This window comes from Parabacteroides sp. (assembly GCF_977054455.1).
The window spans coordinates 19,135-40,122 of record NZ_CDRTCT010000009.1; the positions used below are offsets into that span (position 1 = coordinate 19,135).

17 protein-coding genes and 1 tRNA gene are annotated in these 20,988 nt (G+C 44.9%); 6 read left to right on the top strand and 12 right to left on the bottom strand.

Features of this window, described 5'->3' with window-relative positions; genetic code table 11:
- Positions 1 to 14: 14 nt before the first annotated feature.
- From ACW6QF_RS05940 to ACW6QF_RS05955, 4 genes are read right to left on the bottom strand one after another with little or no spacing between them, the layout of a single operon-like run.
- Positions 15 to 1,694 (bottom strand): OstA-like protein, encoded by a 1,680-nt coding sequence (locus ACW6QF_RS05940; protein WP_456087139.1) that lies wholly within the window; start codon positions 1,692 to 1,694, stop codon positions 15 to 17.
- Positions 1,691 to 3,055 carry a peptidylprolyl isomerase gene (locus ACW6QF_RS05945; RefSeq protein WP_298550389.1) on the bottom strand — a complete coding sequence of 455 codons (1,365 nt, stop codon included), beginning with the start codon at positions 3,053 to 3,055 and terminating at the stop codon, positions 1,691 to 1,693. Before ACW6QF_RS05945 ends, ACW6QF_RS05940 begins: the two co-directional genes overlap by 4 nt.
- 22 nt (positions 3,056 to 3,077) lie before the next feature.
- Positions 3,078 to 3,935, bottom strand: coding sequence for a peptidyl-prolyl cis-trans isomerase (locus ACW6QF_RS05950; protein WP_298550388.1), 858 nt, complete (start codon positions 3,933 to 3,935; stop codon positions 3,078 to 3,080).
- Between the two features lie 15 nt (positions 3,936 to 3,950).
- Positions 3,951 to 5,513 (bottom strand): peptidylprolyl isomerase, encoded by a 1,563-nt coding sequence (locus ACW6QF_RS05955; protein WP_456087140.1) that lies wholly within the window; start codon positions 5,511 to 5,513, stop codon positions 3,951 to 3,953.
- Between the two features lie 308 nt (positions 5,514 to 5,821).
- On the opposite strand from ACW6QF_RS05955, the gene lpxK reads away from it, so the two are divergent.
- The 3 genes from lpxK to ACW6QF_RS05970 all read left to right on the top strand — a co-directional run bounded on the left by lpxK (position 5,822) and on the right by ACW6QF_RS05970 (position 8,108).
- Positions 5,822 to 6,961, top strand: coding sequence for a tetraacyldisaccharide 4'-kinase (lpxK, locus tag ACW6QF_RS05960; protein ID WP_456087141.1), 1,140 nt, complete (start codon positions 5,822 to 5,824; stop codon positions 6,959 to 6,961).
- Complete coding sequence (thiL, locus tag ACW6QF_RS05965; protein WP_298550382.1) at positions 6,927 to 7,958, top strand: thiamine-phosphate kinase; 1,032 nt, start codon at positions 6,927 to 6,929, stop codon at positions 7,956 to 7,958. Before lpxK ends, thiL begins: the two co-directional genes overlap by 35 nt.
- Before the next feature lie 77 nt (positions 7,959 to 8,035).
- A tRNA-Phe gene (locus ACW6QF_RS05970) sits at positions 8,036 to 8,108 on the top strand.
- A 171-nt stretch (positions 8,109 to 8,279) separates the two neighbouring features.
- Here ACW6QF_RS05970 and ACW6QF_RS05975 read toward each other — a convergent pair.
- The 6 genes from ACW6QF_RS05975 to tig all read right to left on the bottom strand — a co-directional run bounded on the left by ACW6QF_RS05975 (position 8,280) and on the right by tig (position 16,055).
- On the bottom strand, positions 8,280 to 8,708 hold the full coding sequence (locus ACW6QF_RS05975; protein WP_298550380.1) for a DUF3788 domain-containing protein: 429 nt from the start codon (positions 8,706 to 8,708) through the stop codon (positions 8,280 to 8,282).
- Between the two features lie 145 nt (positions 8,709 to 8,853).
- Complete coding sequence (guaB, locus tag ACW6QF_RS05980) at positions 8,854 to 10,329, bottom strand: IMP dehydrogenase (protein WP_456087142.1); 1,476 nt, start codon at positions 10,327 to 10,329, stop codon at positions 8,854 to 8,856.
- Positions 10,330 to 10,357: 28 nt separating this feature from the next.
- Entirely contained in the window at positions 10,358 to 12,538 is a 2,181-nt protein-coding gene (gene recQ / locus ACW6QF_RS05985; protein WP_298550376.1) for a DNA helicase RecQ, read from the bottom strand.
- 27 nt (positions 12,539 to 12,565) lie between these two features.
- Entirely contained in the window at positions 12,566 to 13,795 is a 1,230-nt protein-coding gene (gene clpX / locus ACW6QF_RS05990) for an ATP-dependent Clp protease ATP-binding subunit ClpX (protein ID WP_298550374.1), read from the bottom strand.
- Positions 13,796 to 13,846: 51 nt separating this feature from the next.
- A complete protein-coding gene (gene clpP, locus ACW6QF_RS05995) occupies positions 13,847 to 14,512 on the bottom strand; it encodes an ATP-dependent Clp endopeptidase proteolytic subunit ClpP (protein WP_298550372.1) in 666 nt (221 codons plus the stop codon).
- 187 nt (positions 14,513 to 14,699) lie between these two features.
- Entirely contained in the window at positions 14,700 to 16,055 is a 1,356-nt protein-coding gene (gene tig, locus ACW6QF_RS06000) for a trigger factor (protein WP_456087143.1), read from the bottom strand.
- Between the two features lie 326 nt (positions 16,056 to 16,381).
- On the opposite strand from tig, the gene ACW6QF_RS06005 reads away from it, so the two are divergent.
- Both ACW6QF_RS06005 and ACW6QF_RS06010 read left to right on the top strand, forming a co-directional pair.
- Positions 16,382 to 16,624, top strand: a complete 243-nt coding sequence (locus tag ACW6QF_RS06005; RefSeq protein WP_298550368.1) for an RNA recognition motif domain-containing protein — start codon at positions 16,382 to 16,384, stop codon at positions 16,622 to 16,624.
- 69 nt (positions 16,625 to 16,693) lie between these two features.
- Positions 16,694 to 17,590, top strand: coding sequence for a CPBP family intramembrane glutamic endopeptidase (locus ACW6QF_RS06010; protein ID WP_456087144.1), 897 nt, complete (start codon positions 16,694 to 16,696; stop codon positions 17,588 to 17,590).
- Positions 17,591 to 17,594: 4 nt separating this feature from the next.
- Here the strand turns inward: ACW6QF_RS06010 and lptB are convergent, their stop codons facing one another.
- Together lptB and ACW6QF_RS06020 are read right to left on the bottom strand one after the other, a co-directional pair.
- Positions 17,595 to 18,347: an LPS export ABC transporter ATP-binding protein gene (gene lptB / locus ACW6QF_RS06015; protein ID WP_036658357.1), complete on the bottom strand. Its 753-nt coding sequence runs from the start codon at positions 18,345 to 18,347 to the stop codon at positions 17,595 to 17,597.
- Between the two features lie 88 nt (positions 18,348 to 18,435).
- Positions 18,436 to 20,001: an ATP-binding protein gene (locus tag ACW6QF_RS06020; protein WP_456087145.1), complete on the bottom strand. Its 1,566-nt coding sequence runs from the start codon at positions 19,999 to 20,001 to the stop codon at positions 18,436 to 18,438.
- A gap of 237 nt (positions 20,002 to 20,238) precedes the next feature.
- On the opposite strand from ACW6QF_RS06020, the gene ACW6QF_RS06025 reads away from it, so the two are divergent.
- The gene (locus ACW6QF_RS06025) at positions 20,239 to 20,985 is read left to right on the top strand and encodes an MlaE family ABC transporter permease (protein ID WP_298550601.1); all 747 of its coding nucleotides are present in this window, start codon (positions 20,239 to 20,241) and stop codon (positions 20,983 to 20,985) included.
- The last annotated feature ends 3 nt before the right edge of the window (positions 20,986 to 20,988 follow it).

The window sequence follows — 20,988 nt, forward strand, 5'->3', positions numbered from 1 at the left end:
TTGAAAATTCTTTGCTAATGTACGAATTTATTGCTTCTCTTAGGTGATTCCGCCGCTTTTCTTTTCACCACCTCGTAAATGTCATCCTTATCCTTCGGACGCAGATAGTCGAACCAATAAAAATCTTTCAACATCTTTTGGTCGGGCTTGAGGTCCGGGATCGGAGTCATGCTGCCGACCGGACTCGGCCAGATTTTCAATTTATCCAGCTTGTTATCTTTCACCCAGATCGTCAGGAACCCGCTCTTGGTTTCGTTCATCCCGACTTTCGCCCCATCCTTTTCCAACGGATAGAAAATGGATTCGGCATTTCCCGCCACATCGATCCGGCTGAGCGCCTGCCCCTCAAAATAGGCCTTCAGGTCGTTCCCCTTCAACTGGTTATAGTAACTCGAATCGACATGCTGCGCCGCAAAAGCGAACTGGATCACATGGGCATACTCGATCGTACTGTCATTCATATAAATGGCGATCGTATCGCCATACAATTGATATTGTTCGTTCCAGAGAACCGGCTCCGTGTACATATATAATACGGAGTCGCGCGTGTTGAACTGCATGGAGTCGCACACGCCCTGCATATCGGTCCGGTAGAAACGCACACCGTAAAAGGCCTTGATCTCTCGATAAGCAGAATCGACGGTCACCATCTGCAACGTATCGGCATGTAAGAACAAGGTGTCGCCTTGCGAATACTCAAGGAAGCGGGCGCTGTCGGTAGCAAAAGCATATCCGGTCTGTTCATTATAATAGCCATATTCGCCTTGGAGCGTCACATGCTGGGCCGTATCGACCAGGCTCATGTTCCCGTAAACCTCTCCCATGCCCGTATCCCGGTTGTAGAAGATGGAGTCGCCGACCAGGATCTTCTCTCCCGATTCAACCTGCGAGCGGTCCAGCAGAAGGGAGGTGTTGTTCACCGTATCATACCATCCTCTCGAAGTGTGGATCGTGCCGCTGTCCGAAACAATGACAGACGACCCCAAGATGGTAGCGATCTTGGATTCCGTATCATAATGCAAAGTATCGGAATACAACGTGAAATCGGGATTCTCAAGCTGCACGCTGTCATTGAACACAGCCAGCTTCGTCCCCGGAGAATATTGCCCGTAGAAAGAGGAGAGCTGATTGAGGGAATCCACGATCAATCCGCCTTCAAAATAATATCCGATATTCGGAATGCGTTCATAATTGAGGCTATCCGTGAAGAGCGTCACCTGCCCGTTCTCCATCCGGACATTCTCGCGCAGATAAGCGACCTGCGTGTTCCCGTCATAAAAAAGATAATCCCCGTAGACAAACAGGGTGTCACCCTGCTCCATCCTGACATTGCTGAACGCTTCGAGCGAATTGGTCTGCTCGAAGAAATAAGCGCTGTCGCAATACATATATGAACTGTCATGCCGGAAACACACATCGCCGTTCAGGATCTGCGCATCCGGCTTCACGGCCTTATCAAAGGACAACGTATTGGAATGGATCAGGTAGACTTTCGTTTTTTTGGCCGGGACGGTATCCGCCGCGACCTGCAAGCTATCGGTAGCCACCAGGCTGTCCACCGGGGCGGCCGTCACGTCCTGTGCGCTCATGATAATCGTATCTGCACGCACAATGCTATCTTGAGCCTGTGCAAAAGCACAGACCGTCAACAGAAAAAACAGGCCTGTTAAAATAAATCTATTTACACTCCTCATTCTTTAATCCAGCCGGGATACTGGAAGTCACAATTACGCCAGCCGTCGCTGATACGCACGTATGTGCTTTTCTGCTTCTTAATGATCCAGTCATGCAGCAACTCTTCCCGCTTCCGGGATTCGACGATCGACTTCAAAGCCTGATAGTCATCCGATATGTTTGCCTTATGCTGATCCACTCTGGCTTTCAGTTTTACAATAGCAACAATTTCCTTCTGCTTGTCGTTGATCATGGTGAAAGGTTTGGAGATATCGCCCACCTGCATCGTGTAGACCACCTTGCCGATTTCCTGCGGCAACTCGGACATTCCGAATTTCGGAGTGCTATGATTGTCACTTTCATAGTTCTGGTTCACCATCAAACCTTTATTATTTCTCGTGTCCTTGTCGGCAGAGATAAAAGTCGCCGCTTCCTCAAATGTGAATTTCTTTGCCGTCAAGTCGTTGTACAACGAGTCCATGCGCGTCATGCACTCGTTCAATTCCTTGTCCGAAACTTTCGGCTTCAGCAGGATATGGCGGCAGTTGATACGGTCGCCACGCTTTTCGATCAATTGGATAATATGATATCCATATTCGGTCTGCACGATCTGGGAAATCTTTTTCGGATCTTTCAGATTGAAAGCGACGTTGGCAAACTCAGGCAACAAACTGGTCTTGCCCAAAAATCCCAACTCGCCACCTCTTTTGGCCGATTCCGGATCTTCCGAATACAAACGGGCCAATGTCGAGAACTCATATTTCCCGCTGTTGATATCATCGGTAAACTGGCGAAGACGCGCCTTGATGGCATCCGTCTCTTCAAACGGGATCTTCGGTTCCATCGTGATGATCTGCACCTCTACCGTTGTCGGGATATTAGGCAGACTGTCTTTAGACAACTGACTGTAATATTTACGGACTTCGGAAGGCGTCAGCTTGATCTCACCGATCAGCTGGCGCTTCATCTGTTCCACGGTCTGTTGCTCCATGATCATTTCCTTGCGCTCGTCCTTCAGCTGGGAAATCTTTTTACCGAAATATTCCTCCAACTTTTCCTTGGAGCCCAACTGATTGATTGCTAAATTGATCCAACGGTCCGTTTCCTGGATCACCTGGCTTTCGCTCACTTCCACACTATCGATCTTCGCCTGGTTCAGGAACAGTTTCTGAACGGCCATCTGTTCGGGGAGCACGCAATAAGGATCACCGTCGAAACGCTGCCCCTCGTTTTGCAGATACAAACGCTGGCTCTCGATGTCCGAACGCAAAATCGCATCATCTCCTACCACCCACACAATTTCATCGATCACATTATCCTGTGCATACACCACACAAGATAAACAGGCAAGAATGAATACTGTTAAAATCTTTTTCATCATGTACTTCTCTATAAACTGCCGATCACGGTTCCGCGTAAAACTTGACGTCACCGCTCCTGACTGCGTCATTATATAATTCTTCTTCAAATTTCTTCAAAAATTCCACCTTGCGCAGATTCGTCAGCATCTCTACGATCTGCGCACTGGCATAGTCATAAGGCGCCACACTTCCCACAGGCAGATATTCCTTAATATTCAACAGATAGCAATATGTACTATCCGAAACTTCGACAAACTTGTTTGCCTTCAGGAAGTCATTTGCATTCGACACATGCACCGGAATATTATCCATCACCTGGTCGAAGTCCACCCATTTGTCGTAAAAGTAGTCATAAATACTGGCATTCTGCACACTATACTTCTCAATTTTTTCTAAAGAAGCCTCAGAAGTCGATCTATACCATCCCTTTACATCAGCGATCCCGGGGGCATCCACCGGGATTTTCAGGAAGAGGCCTTTCACCAAAGCCTTGTCCAACACAAACTTTTTCTGGTTTTCTTCGTAATAACTCAGCTTGTCGCTTTCCTGAAATTCGGAAGAAAGCCTTTCTCTTATCAACTGCTCCTGATACCGGTAACGGATCAGCGAATGACGGTATTCCTCCACCAGCTTATCCACTTCCGCCTTGTCCTCCCCCTCCAAGTTGCGCAAGGCCACATCGTAGACCAACGCATCCTTCACCCATTTCTTTTCCAGGCTTTCGGCGAGCAACATGCTGTCAGCCGAGGATAATCCGCGCGGGATCAACTGTTTCACCTCCGAACGTCCGAGCGTCCGGTCCTTCACTTTTACCAGCACATCCGCATCATCCGCAGGCTGCGTTCCCTTACAAGAACACAGCAAAGATACGAATGCTATAAAAATGAAGCAATATCTCATATAAAATTCTCTTTATTATTTCTTTGTCATTTTACTCACTTTCTTCACCAGCTTCCAGTTTATCGTCACCGGATATTTCTGATTCAGCCGTTCGATCCACTCGGCCTCCGCCTGGGCCTGTTGGTCCATCGGCTTGTTCCAGATTTCCTTATTACTGATGTCGAACAGCAGGATGCCATCCCGATATTCTTTCATAAGAAGTTCGAACTCCGGATGTTTTGCCGTCAGATTCTTACGTTCGGCAGTGGTCACGATGTCGCGGATAAAAAGGTCGTAAACTTCCTGCATGAAATCTCCCGCATACGATTTCGTTGAGAACGGGCAACGCTGTATATAATAAGCGAACTCGCTCTGGGGGAAATCCGTGCCATTCAGATGAAACAAGGTCTTGTTCATCTCTTTCGCCTTCTCGTAGAAAGCAGGATCGGACGGGAAATAGTCGTTGCACAAGGCTTGCAGTTCGGCGTATGCTTCGGGATAGAAACGATAGCCGTACTCTTTCTTCATCCGCTCGTCGAACGCTCCGTAATATTCGAAGTTCCGTTCCCCCTGCGCCATCTGGCGGGACCACCCTTTTTTCTTGTCATCGAAAGACGGAATGCCTTTCTTCTCGATCAGCCTTATGATGTGATAGCCGAAACGGGTTTGCACCGGCCGTGACAATTCCCCCGGAACGTTCAAGGCGAAAGCAGCCGCTTCGAACGGTTCCACCATCTCGCCGACACCGAAAGCAGGCAACTCGCCTCCCCGCTTGGCCGAACCGGCATCGGATGAATATTCTTTTGCCAACCCGGCAAAGTCCGCCCCGTCTTTCGCTTTCCGGTACACTTCTTCCGCACGCGCCAACGAGTCGGTGAGGACATGCGCCACACGCACCAGCCCCGGATTCTGTTTCCGGCTGTGTATTTTTATGATATGGAAGCCCATAGTTGTCCGGACCGGCAAGGAGACGGAACCGACGGGCATCGAATAAGCGACATTTTCAAAAGCCTTAACCGTCTGCATCGGCAGCAGGCAGTGTACATATTCATAACCGACATTTTCCTTATCGGCATCTTTCAGCTCGTTGCCGACAGCGGCAAAGTCCTCTCCCGCCTGAATGCGGTTATAAGCCTCGATCGCTTTCTGATAGACAGCAACCGTATCTTTCGACAACGTACGCTGCGGCAAACGGAACAAAATATGGCTCAGTTCCAGCACTTCGCCATACCGGTCATATACGGCACGCACGGCCGCTTCCTCTCCGTCCTTATCCGACAGATAACTTGAAGTCAATTGGGCCCGATAGCCATCCAATTCATCTTTGAACGCTTTCGTCTTGTCCAGTCCCAAATCTTCCGCTTCCGCCACTTTCAGCTTGAAGTTCTTGAACAACTCCACATAGGCGTTCACGGATTTACGGTCGGACAGGTTAACTTCGCTATTCTTTTGCGCAATAAAAATAAATTCATCCAAGGGAATCTGCTTTCCGGCAACCGTCATCACAACCGAATCGGCCGGAACTTGTGCATTTCCTGTCATACAAGCGAATACCAAAGATAATACAAGCAACTTCTTCATTAATCCTTCTTTTACCATATCACGATATCGTTTACAAAAATAACACTAATCTAACGGAGATGCAGCCTAAAAAGTACATTGTTCCGTTAAATTAGTGTTTTTTATCAAATACGCTACCATTCAATGTCTGTCACACCTTGTCCGAAAGATCAGCCAACCAACCGTAATTATCGAGAGTACTCATCAGGCAGGCCATATTCACCTCATTCATCAGGAAAGAAATCAATCCGGGAACACACAAGAATGAAATTGGAGAAAAAATAAACAAATAAAAAGCTGATAGCCACCGATAAGTTAACTATATTTGTCAGCAGAAAAGAAGTTACATGCAAAAAAACGACGACATAAAACTCAATTTCTGTCTGAATCCTCTCTCTTTTTTATATGGGGTTGGGGTATGGGTACGAAATCGACTTTTTGATTGGGGTGTTTTACATTCCCAACAATATTCTATTCCTGTGATTTGCATAGGGAACTTATCTGTAGGTGGAACGGGCAAAACTCCCCATACAGAATATATCATTCGTTTACTGAAAGATAAATACCGAATAGCAGTTTTAAGCCGGGGGTACAAAAGAAAAACATCAGGGTTTATTCTTGCCAATCCGGAAAGCACCAGTTTAGAGATCGGGGATGAACCTTTTCAAATGAAAAACAAATTTCCGGATATACTTGTAGCTGTCGATGCTAATCGCCGCCGGGGGATCCAAAATCTTTTATCCCTACCGGAAAAAGACAAACCTGAAGTGATCTTGTTAGACGATGCATATCAACATCGGTATGTGCGCCCCTCACTTTCGATCGTGTTGAGTGACTACCATCGTTTGTTTTATCATGACAAACTAATGCCTACGGGACACCTGCGCGAACCTATAAGCAATATAAACCGAACGGACATTGTGGTTGTTACTAAATGTGACGAAGATATGAAGCCAATTGATTTCCGTATTATTGAAGAAAATATGAAGTTGCGGGCTCATCAGTTACTTTTTTTCACCCATATTGTTTATGGAGAAGTCGAACCAGTATTCCCCTCAGATGCTCGTTCCTTAAACCATAAGAATATCAGGAAAGATGATGATATTTTATTGATATCGGGAATTGCGGCTCCCACTCCGTTTATTCGTAAGGCAGAAGAGTATTCAAACAAAGTGGTACCGATAATTTTTCCCGATCATCATACATTTAGCAAATCGGATTTCAAAAAGTTGGAGGCGACATTCGAAAGGATGACTTCACCGGGAAAACTGATTCTGGTGACAGAAAAAGATGCAGCACGTCTAAAAAACAATCCGCTTGTTCCGGAAAGTTGGAAGAAATTTTTATATTATCTGCCGATTGTAATCCGGTTTTGCAATGAGCAGAACTTTGATGAGACAATAAAAAAACATATCATCACATTCAAAAAAAATAGTATTTTACAAAACAAATATGAGCAACAGAACAGAAATATCAACATTAGGTGAATTCGGTTTGATCCGCCACCTGACTGACAGAATTGAAATAAAAAACGATAGTACGATAAAGGGCGTAGGTGACGATGCCGCAATCCTTTCCTATAAGGATAAACAAGTGCTTATCACCACCGACCTGCTATTAGAAGGTATTCATTTCGACCTGACTTATGTACCGCTAAAACATCTCGGATATAAATCGGCTGTTGTAAATTTCTCCGATATCTACGCAATGAACGGCCTGCCCAAGCAGATCACTGTATCGCTTGGCATCTCCAAACGTTTTTCTGTTGAAGATGTAGAAGATTTTTATGCCGGGCTAAAGTTAGCCTGCGATGTGTATGGGGTCGACATTGTGGGAGGAGATACTTCTGCATCTCTCACAGGACTTTGCATCAGTATCACTTGTATTGGAGAAGGAGAAAAAGACAAGGTCGTTCTTCGCAGCGGAGCCAAAGAGACGGATTTGATATGTGTTTCCGGTGATTTAGGAGCCGCTTATATGGGATTGCAGTTACTTGAACGCGAAAAGCGGGTATTTAAAGGTGAAAAAGATTTCACACCGGATTTTACAGGCAAAGAATATCTATTGGAACGCCAGCTAAAACCGGAAGCCCGTAAAGATATTGTCGAGATGCTTCATTGTGCTGGGGTTATCCCTACAGCAATGATGGACATATCAGACGGTCTTTCTTCCGAACTTTTACATATATCAAAAGAAAGCAATGTTGGATGTCGCATATATGAAGATAGAATTCCTATCGATTATCAAACTGCTGCGATGGCTGAACAATTTAATATGAACTTGGTAACCGCAGCTTTAAATGGCGGTGAAGACTATGAACTACTTTTCACTGTTCCTCTCACCGATCATGACAAAGTCTCTGAAATGAAAGGTATTAAAATAATTGGTCACATCACAAAACCCGATCTCGGTAACTACCTGGTAGGTCGCGATGGAGGCGAAGTCGAATTAAAAGCACAAGGTTGGAATTCTCTGGAAGAATAAAAATTCAATAAAAAGTCGCTCTATCTATTGCAAGATTCAAAAAAGTCCGTATCTTTGCACCCGTTAAACAAAACAACGGTGCCATAGCTCAGTTGGTAGAGCAAAGGACTGAAAATCCTTGTGTCCCCGGTTCGATTCCTGGTGGCACCACTTTGTAAAAATGCTAATTGCTAATAATAAAGCGGTTAGCATTTTTACTTTATCTCGATTCTTGAACATTGATACAGTTTTGATACCACACACAATATCAAGCATCTCGTACATCGACATGTCTACTGTATATTTCCCGTCTTTCAGACAGTAGTAACAGAAGATACTTCTTTAAGATAATGATTTTCTATTTGGCAATCTTTTGATTTCTAAAAGGCGTTCTATATCACTAAACAACACGGTATTTTTCAACTCAAACATAATCCACTTACCGTCATGATAAATAGTAGCTTCATCATATAATGTTTGTACTTCTTTTGAGAACAGTTCTCGTTGCATTTCAAATTTATCACGTTCTCCTTTGCCTAATATAACCATAAAGCCAAAGGAATTTTCTTTAGCGTATAAAGCGCAGAGAGTTTTTCCACCTCTGCGATACTTATATTCATATTTCCATTTTTTCCCGCCACTGTTCCACAACCGTTCCATCTCATACTTATGCTCAATTAAAAGACAGAGGGTATTCCATATTTGATAAAGTCCTTTTCCTATCAAAGACTCTATAACTTCCGGAGTAGGTATTTGAAAGTCTTTCTCCATGACAAATTGTAACAACTTGATTTATATGGCAAAATAGCTATTTTTTTATTTATTCAGTTATCTAAAAGGTTGCCCTACATCGACCGGCTTTATAGCCGGAATGCGGACAACCTTTTATAAAATATAAGTATATTACAAGTCTTTACTATTCTCCCCTACTGTAATTCGGAGCCTCCTGCGTTATTGCCACATCATGCGGATGGCTTTCCAAGACTCCCGCATTCGTGATACGCGCAAACTTGGCATTATGCAATTCGCCGATATTATGCGCTCCGCAATATCCCATTCCGGCACGTAATCCGCCTACCATCTGGTAGATGACTTCATACAACGAGCCTTTATACGGAACGCGGGCAGCAATGCCTTCCGGAACCAGCTTTTTCACATCGTCTTCGACATCCTGGAAGTAGCGATCTTTCGAACCTTTCTGCATGGCCTCCAACGACCCCATCCCACGGTACGACTTGAACTTACGCCCGTTGAAGATGATCGTTTCGCCCGGCGACTCTTCGACACCGGCCAACAAGGATCCCATCATGACGGAAGATCCTCCGGCTGCAATCGCTTTCACGATATCACCCGAATAGCGCAGGCCGCCATCGGCAATCAATGGGACGCCTGTGCCCTTAAGCGCCTTCGCCACATCGTAGATGGCAGACAGTTGGGGAACACCCACACCTGCAATCACGCGGGTCGTACAAATGGAACCCGGACCGATACCCACTTTTACGGCATCCGCACCGGCTTCAACCAAGTATTTGGCAGCTTCGCCCGTTGCGATATTACCGACCACACAATCGATATGCGGGTACTGGGATTTGATCTGCTTCAACACGTTGACAACCCCTTTGGAGTGTCCGTGGGCCGTATCGATCACCAGCGCATCCGCACCGGCTTCAACCAACGCAGCCACACGTTCGAACGTATTGAAGGTCACGCCTACGCCGGCAGCCACACGCAGGCGGCCTTTTGAATCCTTGCAGGCGGTCGGTTTATCTTTTGCCCGTGTAATATCTTTATAGGTAATCAGGCCGACCAGCTTGTTATGGCTGTCGACAACCGGAAGTTTCTCGATCTTATGCTGTTGCAGGATGCTGGCAGCAGCTTCCAAATCGGTCGACTGGTCTGCGACAATCAGGTTTTCTTTCGTCATCACCTCGTCGACCGAACGGTTCATATCCCGTTCGAAACGCAGATCACGGTTCGTCACGATACCCACCAGACAGCCCGATTCGTCGACGACGGGAATGCCCCCGATCTTATATTCCTTCATCATCCCCAAAGCATCGCCGACGGTCTTTCCTCTCGTAATGGTGACGGGGTCATAGATCATACCGTTCTCGGCACGTTTCACGCTCTGAACCTGCTTGGCCTGTTCTGCAATCGTCATGTTCTTATGGATCACACCGATACCGCCTTCGCGGGCGATCGCAATTGCCATCTTCGCTTCGGTAACCGTATCCATGGCTGCCGAAACCATCGGGATATTCAAAGCGATGTTGCGGGAAAACCGTGTCGTAAGATCGACATTCCGAGGGAGGACTTCCGAATAAGCCGGAATCAACAACACATCGTCGAACGTCAATCCGTCCATAACCACTCTATCTGCAATAAATGACATAGAACTTATGCTTTAAAATTATTATTATTTAATTTGCCATCTCCGACAGGAACTTAATACGGACGAGACGGATCTCTTCTTCCGTATAGTCGCCGCCCAATTCCTCAATGGCATCTTCCAGATCGTCCGTTTCCGAGTCCTTGAAATATTCATAAATGTCGTCGATATGGTCTTCGTCCATCACATCGTTCACAAAGTAGTCGATATTGATGCGGGTTCCGGAATAAACGATCGCCTCTACTTCGTCGAGCAGTTCGTTAAACTCCAACCCGTTCGTCATGGCAATCTCGTCTAACGCCACCTTACGGTCGATGCGCTGGATGATCGAAACCTTCAGTTTGGATTTGTTAGCAACGGTGCGGACGCGAAGGTCTTCGGGACGTTCGATCTCGTTTTCTTCCACGTGTTTCTTGATCAATTCAACAAACTCCTTGCCATATCTCTTTGCCTTACCAGCTCCGACACCCGGAATATTCTGCAATTCCTCCAATGTCACCGGATAGGTGGTGGCCATCGCTTCCAGAGACGGGTCCTGGAAAATAACGAAAGGAGGCACTTCCAGACGTTTGGACAGCTTCTTGCGCAAATCCTTCATCATCGAATAGAGGATCGGGTCGACGGCACAGGTCGCTCCACCACGTACGGGGACTTCTTCTTCCTCTTCGTCGAATTCGTTGTCCTCGGTAATCTTGAAAGAGACCGGTTTCTTGATAAATTCTTTTCCTTTATCCGTAATCTTCAACAAGCCGTAGTTTTCGATGTCCTTGGCCAGGTATCCCGCAATCAGGGCCTGACGGATAACGGCATTCCATCTCTTCTCATCTTCATCCGAACCGGAACCGAAAACTTCCAGTTCATTGTGTTTGTAAGATTGTATTTCGGAGGTCTCGTTGCCAACCAACATATTGACAATATATTCTGCCTTGAATTTTTCCTTTAACGTACTTATTACTTCAAGTACGGCGCTTAATAATTCCTTTGCTTCCACTTTCTTCTTGGGGTTCAAACAATTATCACAATTTCCACAATTTTCTTCCAGGTATTCTTCACCGAAATAGTGCAACAAGACTTTTCGTCGGCATACGGAAGTTTCGGCATATGCGGCAGTTTCCAGAAGCAGCTGCTTCCCTATCTCCTGCTCGGCCACCGGTTTCCCCTGCATGAATTTTTCCAACTTCTGCAAATCTTTGTAGGCATAAAAGGCGATACACTGGCCCTCGCCGCCATCACGGCCGGCTCGTCCGGTTTCCTGGTAATATCCTTCGAGGCTTTTGGGAATATCATAATGGATGACATACCGCACGTCGGGCTTGTCGATCCCCATGCCGAAAGCGATTGTAGCGACGATCACGTCCGCTTTTTCCAGCAGGAACGCATCCTGGTTGCTCGAACGCTGCTGCGTCTCCATGCCGGCATGATAAGGGAGCGCCTTGATGCCGTTTGCTTTCAGTATATCGGCAAACTCTTCCACCTTCTTACGGCTCAAGCAATAGATAATACCGGATTTCCCCTCGTTGGATTTAATATATTTGATAATCTCGCGGTCGATATTCGCCGTCTTGGGACGAATCTCATAATATAAATTAGGACGGTTGAAGGAGGATTTAAAGACAGAGGCGTCGATCATTCCCAGGTTTTTCTGGATATCGTGCTGCACCTTCGGAGTGGCTGTCGCCGTCAAGGCAATCAACGGGCGTTTGCCGATTTCGTTTATGATGGGACGGATACGACGGTATTCCGGGCGGAAATCATGTCCCCATTCGGAAATACAATGGGCTTCGTCTACAGCATAAAACGAAATATCGATTTGACGCAGGAACTCCACATTCTCATCCTTGGTCAACGATTCCGGAGCCACATAAAGCAACTTCGTCCGGCCGCTGCGGATGTCGTCTTTCACTTGGTCGATAGCCGATTTATTCAAGGAAGAGTTTATGAAATGGGCAACCCCGTCCTCTTCGCTGAAATTGCGCATGGCATCCACCTGGTTTTTCATCAGGGCTATCAAGGGAGAAATCACAATGGCCGTCCCCTGCATCATGAGAGAAGGCAGTTGGTAACACAAAGATTTTCCTCCTCCGGTCGGCATCAATACAAAGGTATCATTACCTGCCAACACATTTTCGATGATCGCTCTTTGATTTCCTTTAAAAGTTCCAAAACCAAAATGTTTTTTGAGCGCTTCCGTTAATTTATCCTTCTTCGCCATACTTATTCATATTTTAAAAACCGCCGATCAGGCCATCTGTAGACGGTTTACGTCCGATTTTTCAAACTTTTCCTTCGCATACTCCAGCGTAACATGGAGCTTCTTTTTATTTGCGGATGGCATACTGTACATGGCATCCATCATCACAGCCTCCACAATGGAACGCAAGCCGCGTGCTCCCAATTTGAATTCAAGCGCCTTGTCGACAATGAATTCGAACACGTCTTCGTCAAATGTCAGTTTAATATCATCCATCGCAAACAATTTGATGTATTGCTTGATGATCGAGTTCTTCGGTTCCGTCAGGATATTACGAAGCGTGCTCCTGTCCAACGGGTTCAAATAGGTCAAGATAGGCAGACGTCCGATGATTTCCGGAATCAGGCCGAACGATTTCAGGTCGGTTGGCGTGATATATTTCAGCAGATTGTTACGATCCACCTGCGCCGTGTTTTCGTTTGCGGCGTATCCTACGACACGGGTATTCAAACGCTGGGCGATTTTCTTCTCTATTCCGTCGAAAGCGCCACCACATACAAACAGGATATTCTTCGTATCCACGGCAATCATTTTCTGTTCCGGATGCTTGCGGCCTCCCTGCGGGGGCACGTTCACAATGGAACCTTCCAAGAGTTTCAGCAAGCCTTGCTGCACGCCTTCGCCGCTCACATCACGGGTAATAGAGGGATTGTCGCTCTTACGGGCGATCTTGTCTATTTCGTCGATAAAGACGATACCGCGTTGCGCCGCCTCCACGTCATAATCGGCCGCCTGCAACAGGCGGGTCAAAATGCTTTCTATGTCCTCCCCCACATAACCGGCTTCCGTCAGGACCGTCGCATCCACAATGGCGAACGGTACATGAAGCAGTTTGGCGATCGTACGGGCAAGCAGCGTTTTGCCTGTACCCGTAGCACCCACCATAATAATATTCGATTTCTCGATCTCGACATCATCCGATGTCACTTTCTGGATCAAACGTTTGTAGTGATTATACACTGCAACCGACAGATAACGTTTCGCGTCGTCCTGTCCGATCACATATTGGTCCAGAAAAGCCTTAATATCCTCCGGCTTCGGCAGGTCTTTCTTGTTCAACCCGAAAGAACTCCCTTTGCCAGGCATTTGTTCTTTTACTATTTCGTACGCTTGCTGTGCACATTCATCGCAGATAGCACCCGAGATTCCGTTAATCAACATATTAACGTCCCGGGCACTGCGCCCGCAAAACGTACAGCTATCGCCTGTTTTGGCCATTCCGTATTTGTTTTTTAAAAGGGGCTTTTGAGACAGCCCCTTACATTAATATTATTTGTTACGAACCAGGACTCTATCAACCATACCGTAGGCCAAGGCTTCTTCTGCCGTCATCCAGTAGTCACGGTCGCTATCGTGTTCAACCTTTTCATAAGGCTGGCCGGAATGAGTCGATATAATCGTGTAGAGTTCCTTCTTTACTTTCAGGATTTCACGGGCTGTGATCTCGATATCCGAAGCCTGTCCCTGCGCACCGCCTAACGGCTGGTGGATCATCACGCGGGAATGAGGCAACGCCATACGCTTGCCTTTCGTTCCGGCTACCAGCAATACCGCAGCAAAAGAAGCAGCCATGCCCGTGCAGATAGTCGACACGTCACTACTGATAAACTGCATCGTGTCATAAATGCCATATCCTGCATAAACAGAACCGCCGGGCGAATTGATATAAATTGAAATATCCTTGCCGGGATCGCTTGAATCCAGATACAACAACTGCGCCTGGATTACATTTGCCGTATAATCGTCAACCTGTGTACCTAAAAAAATGATACGGTCCATCATCAACCGTGAAAAAACGTCCATCTGAGCAACGTTCAATTGGCGCTCTTCGATAATCGTCGGAGATATGTAACTGCTGGTTATATTCATATAACTGTCCAGCGCGTTACTGTTCATCCCTAAATGCTTCGTTGCATACTTTCTGAAATCTTCCATAATCTATAGTCTTATTGTGTTGCCGAAAAGTCATAAAAAAAGGGATTCCCCTCTTACTTATCGGAATAACAAAGTTATAAATAAATTTCTGAAAGAAACAACTTATTTGCTGTCCGATAAGATATTTTTTCGAGAGAAAGCCCTTTTTAGATAAAAAAAGCAGCTACTGCTGCTTTTTCTGGTCGTTTTATTCTTCAAAAAGTTTATTGAACTCGTCGGCTGTCACATCCTTAGTATCCAGCTCGACCTGTCCTTTCAACCAGCCTGCCAGTTTTTCTTCAACCGCACGGTCGATGATATTCTGCAGCGTCTGCTTGTTTTTCAAAATGTCTTTAGCATAGTTAGCCAATATGTCTTCCGGCACGGAAAGCATTCCATACTGGGCGAACTGTGCTTTCGCTACACGTTTGGCGAAGTCTTCGATGTCAGCATCTTCCACTTTCAATCCGTTTTCCTTCACCAGATTTTCTTTGATCAACTGATATTTCAAATCTTCTATGATCTGAGGATATTCTTCGTCGATCTTTTCTTTCGTGTTCTTGTCATTGGCAACCAGCAACCAACGTTTCAGCAGGTCTTCAGCAAATGCCAGTTCACCGGCTTTCTGAACCAGCAGGTCACGGGCGTCAACCAGGAATTTGAAGTCGCTCTGCGGAGTAAACTGTTCAGCCAGAGCTTCACGGATCTTGTTCTTGAATTCTTCTTCGCTGGTGACGACACCTTCGCCGAAGACTTTGTCAAACAATTCCTGGTTCAGTTCTGCATTCTTATGACGAGTCACTTCTGTGATTTCAAAACTGAAATCGCCAGTGATACCGCTAACGGCTGCTTTGTCCACTTTCAGGAAAGAAGCGATTTCGGCTTCTGCACCTTCATATGCCTTGTTCGGATTGAATACGATTACGGAGTTCTTCTTTGCACCGATGAATTTGGCTTTTTCAGCTTCATCCTTAATATACATCGGCATCAAAACGGCATCTTCAACAACGATACCTCCTTCTTTCGGAGAACCGTTTTCCAGTTCGGCAACCGTACCTTTCACCAAGTCTTTTTCTTCTACATCCTCAACCTGGTCGTATGCTCCGAAGTTAGCCTGATAAGCCTCAACTTGTTTGCCGATCATTTCGTCGTCGATATTAACTTGGTAATAAGGAACTTTGTCATTTTTGGACAGTTCGATCTTGATTTCCGGAGCCAACGCTACATCAAAACAAAATTCGAAGTCTTCCTGAGTATCGAAGTTGATTTCTTTCTGTTCAGTTTCGTTAGGCAGCGGTTCACCCAAAAGGTTCAGTTTGTTTTCACGGATATAGTTGTACAGATTTTCAGAAACCAGTTTATTGATTTCATCAGCCAATACATGCTTACCATACATTTTCTTTACCATACCCATCGGGACCATACCTTTACGGAAACCCGGTACATCTGCTTTCTGACGGAAACTGCGAAGGCTCTTTTCAACCTTGTCTGCATAGTCAGCTTTCACTATTTCCAATTTCACAATGCCTTTTGTAGCATCAATGTTTTTAAACGAAACGTTCATTCTGAATGATTTATTTAATTAATAGTCTTGTTCGAATTTTAGGGTGCAAAATTAGACTTATTCTTTTAATCTCGCAAATTGTTTGCTTAATTTGTTATAACCGAGATAAATTTAGGAGCAATATTATTTTTTTCAAGCTAAAATGTTGTTTATCTAAAATAAATGCATTCCTTTGCGATGTGAAAGGGCATTAACCTTGAACGTACCTAACATTGTTTTTTATTTCTTCATTTACTCGTTACTTGTCGAATATCTCTCACTGTTACGAAATTCCGGTTTACAACTTTCATTAAGTAACAATTTTATTTTTTTAATTTTCTATTTTTATGAACATTTATGTTGGTAACCTGAACTATCGTGTTCGGGAAGATGATTTGAAACAAGTAATGGAAGAATACGGTACGGTTGAATCCGTAAAGATCATCAAAGACCGTGAAACAGGCAAATCAAAAGGCTTTGGTTTCGTTGATATGCCGGACGATGAAGCTGCCAAGAAAGCGATCGCCGAGTTGAACGAAGCTGAATTCGAAGGCCGTCAGATGGTAGTTAAAGAGGCCCGTCCTAAATAATTACTTTTCCAGGAAAAAATAAGAAACTTCTGCTTATCTTTGGGCAGAAGTTTTTTTATGCTTAAAAATATGTTCTTAAAAGGTATATATGCCGGAAGGCCGGCCATCTTCCAATTGATCGTCCTGCTTCTGCTGGTTCTCGCAGGTGCAGTTTTCTCATCGCTGATTGTTATGGGGTCATTCTACATGATCTATGGTTTGCAGACCGAGATAACGCAATATCCCGACATGATGCGTTTGCTACAACTTTTTTCAGCTATCGGGACATTTCTCTTCCCGGCATTGTCACTTGCGTGGTTGTGCAGCAACAATCCGAAAGAATATCTGTCGATCGGGAAAATACCTAAAGGACATATTTTGTTTCTTACGTTTCTAAGTGTCTTTTTACTTTCTCCTACCATCAGTCTGACCGGATTACTGAACAAGCAGATGGAATTACCTTCTTTTATGGGGCCTGTTGAAAACTGGATGCGGTCACAAGAAGAAACCGCCGAACGGTTAACCTTGACATTGCTGGCAGGGAAGGGGATCATAACCCTGCTTTTTAACCTGATCGTCATTGCCGTGGCTGCCGGAGTGACAGAAGAATTCCTTTTCAGAGGCGCTTTACAACGGATTATCGGGAAATGGACACATAATCATCATATCGTTATCTGGAGTGCAGCCATTATTTTCAGTGCTTTCCACATGCAGTTTTTCGGTTTCCTGCCCCGTATGCTGTTAGGCGCTTATTTCGGATATTTGCTCTATTGGAGCCGGAATATCTGGATACCGGTCTTTGCCCATTTCGTCAACAATGCATTTGCCGTAATCAGCATGTCGAACGCCCGGTTGAAAGATAATGAATTTATCACCGGGGATATCTCCACAGAAAATCTGCTGCCTTACACAATTGTAGCCATTATCACGCTTTATCTGTTTCATTATTGTACTAAACACATAAAAAAACAACTCGCAGACCAATAAAAAGTCAGAAATCTTTTTTGCGAAGCACAAAGTCTTTACCCAGATATTTTTCACGCACAATTTCGTTCTCGGCCAACTGCTCGGCTGTTCCCTGGAAAAGTACTTTTCCTTCGAACAGCAGGTAGGCGCGGTCACAGATGCTCAAAGTCTCGTACACGTTATGGTCCGTGATCAAAATCCCGATATTCTTGTGTTTCAGCTTCGCGACAATGCTCTGGATATCTTGCACGGCAATCGGGTCTACTCCGGCGAACGGTTCGTCAAGCATGATAAATTTCGGATCGATAGCCAGACAGCGGGCAATCTCGGCACGTCGGCGTTCACCTCCGGACAACTGGTCCCCTAAATTCTTCCGTACCTTATTCAAGCCGAATTCGGCAATGAGGCTTTCCAGTTTTTCTTTCTGGTATTCAGGAGTCGTCTCAGTCATTTCCAGTACGGAACGGATATTATCCTCCACCGTCATTTTACGAAAAATAGACGCCTCCTGGGCCAAGTAACCGATACCGTTACGGGCGCGTTTATACACAGGAAACTTCGTGATCTCCATATCGTTCAAGAATATCTTCCCTTCATTGGGAGTCACCAATCCTACCGTCATATAGAAAGTTGTCGTTTTCCCGGCTCCGTTCGGTCCGAGCAATCCCACGATCTCTCCCTGCTTCACATTGATCGAAACATGATTTACAACGGTACGCGTCTTATATTTCTTAACGAGATCCTCCGTACGGAGTACCATTTGTTGTTCGTCTGCCATATCCAATATCTTTACCGCAAAGAAACGGAATTAATTCCTTCTATACAAATTGTTTTGAATTTACAGAAAAAACGACTCGAAATACGAGTCAACCGACAATAAGCCAACTTCCCAAATTTCGCTCCTCCGCACTGAAAGAGACACCGACTTTTATCAACTTGCGGCCATCTGCAAAATAAGGGATCAAATAACCTTTTTCATCTATTTGCCGGAGCGCATCTTCGACACTACCATCAAGTTTAAATTCAAAAACATAGATAAAGTCAGGAGTACGGACTACAGCATCTGCACGTCCCCGACAACTCTGTATCTCAACATCGGCATATTGCCCTAACAGTTTGAAAACCAAGTAAAAAACAACCTGATAGTGGCGTTCGGTCTTTTCATTCAAAGCATACGGAAAATCGGCAAAAAAGGATTTCAAGCGAGTGAGAAAAGCCTCGGTTTCGCCGGCCCACAATTCATCGTTGAATTTACCGATATAAAACGGACCGTCAGCACCAGATACCGGCGTGTAAAGCGGAATCAGAAAATTCAGGAATCCATATTTCACTTCTTCATTCGGATAGCCCAATTTATAGAGGGCATAGCGGTTATTAAATCCTTTAATTGTCAGATAACCACTCTGATAAAGCATGGGGACAGGATTCCGGTAATCCGCACGATAATCGGTCAGGCTTGCAGCCGTCACTTCGATTCCTTCCAAATCACGGAGATCATAGTTCGTCTTCTTCAACAAATCGACTAAAAAGGTTGGTGTACCGGTAGCAAACCAGAAATTAGCCAATCGCTTTTTTGATAATGCACTTAATACACTGAAAGGATTGAACATGCCTTCCACAGCATCTTCACAGAAATAATAACCATCATACATTTGAGCCATCTTAGCAAGGATTCCGTCAAAAGAAAGTTTTTCCTTTTCCGCCAATGCCCATAACTCAGGTTCGAAATTTTCAGCAATTTCCCGACAGGTCAAACCGCAAAGTTCAGCATATTGCTCATCCAAACTAATATCATTCAACTGGTTTAATGTACTAAAGACGCCTACCTGGGCGAATTTAGTGACTCCGGTTATAAATATAAACCGTATATAAGGATCGGCACTTTTCAACACCGTATAAAAAGCAGTCAAAATGCGACGAAATTCATCCTGCAAATCCGTATCATGAAAAGTCTGTAACAAAGGTTTATCGTACTCATCAACCAAAATGACAACACGCTGTCCTGTTTTTTCATAAGCTGTACGAATCACATTCATAAAACGAATGGAAGAACTAATCTCGACCGACTCTATACCATATCGTTTTTCCCAATTAAGCAGCTGTTCATTCAACTTACCCTCCAAACGTGCTCCAGAGTCATATTTCTCCGCATTCAAATCCAAATGCAGCACCGGATATTCAATCCAGTCTTTCTCCAGTTGTCCTATCGCTAACCCTTCAAACAGCTCTTTCTTTCCCTGAAAATAGGCCTCTAATGTAGACAGTAAAAGACTTTTGCCAAATCTCCTGGGGCGGCTCAGGAAATAGGGCAAGCCGGATTCAGCCAACTGATAAACAAAAGCTGTTTTATCCACATACAAAAAGCCCTCCATACGAAGTTTTTCAAAACTCTGTATCCCAATCGGTAATTTACGCAACGTAACTGTACTCATATTTCTTTATTTTCAGAATAAGACAAATGTAAGAATATAATCTTGAATAATCGATTATATTCTATAAAACAAAATACTCAAAGGCTGTGTTTCCGAACAACTCGTCCATGCGTCCTTATTGACTTACAGCCCAGTTTAGTTTAGATACAAACCAGAAGTATCAAGCAGGAAATGAACAGTTGTTCCCAGATTTGCGTTATATTTGCAGACTGTAATTGAATAGAAACATAATAAATGATGAATAAAGCATTACATCAAGTAGGTGAGTATGTCATGTTGATGGGGAAATGCATCTCCGTTCCAAACCGGTGGAGCATGTTCTTCAAGCAGCTGATAAAGGAAATATACAAATTAGGAGTCGATTCGCTCTGGATTGTCATTATCATTTCCATTTTTATCGGTACGGTTATCGCCATCCAGATTTCGCTGAACATCAGTTCACCGCTTATCCCTAAATTCACGATCGGATACACGACACGTGAAATTATCCTGCTGGAATTCTCTTCTTCCATCATGTCGTTGATTCTGGCGGGTAAAGTCGGTAGCAACATTGCCTCCGAGATCGGGACCATGCGTGTGACGGAGCAGATCGACGCGATGGAGATCATGGGAGTCAACTCCGCCAATTTCCTGATCCTGCCGAAGATGGTCGGTATGATGACTTTCATTCCGGTATTGGTTATCTTCAGTATGTTCACCGGTATTTTGGGAGGTATCGCAGCCAGCCATTCCACGGGCACAGGTATGACTCCCGCCTCTTTCGAATATGGTTTGCAGTTCTATTTCAATGAGTTCTACATCTGGTACTCCATCATTAAATCCGTCGTGTATGCGTTTATTATTTCATCCATAGCCGCCTATTTCGGTTATAATGTGAAAGGCGGTGCACTGGAAGTAGGCAAAGCCAGTACGAACGCAGTCGTTATGAGCAGTATCATGATTCTGCTGGCCGACGTGATCTTAACCAACTTAATGCTGACATAAAAA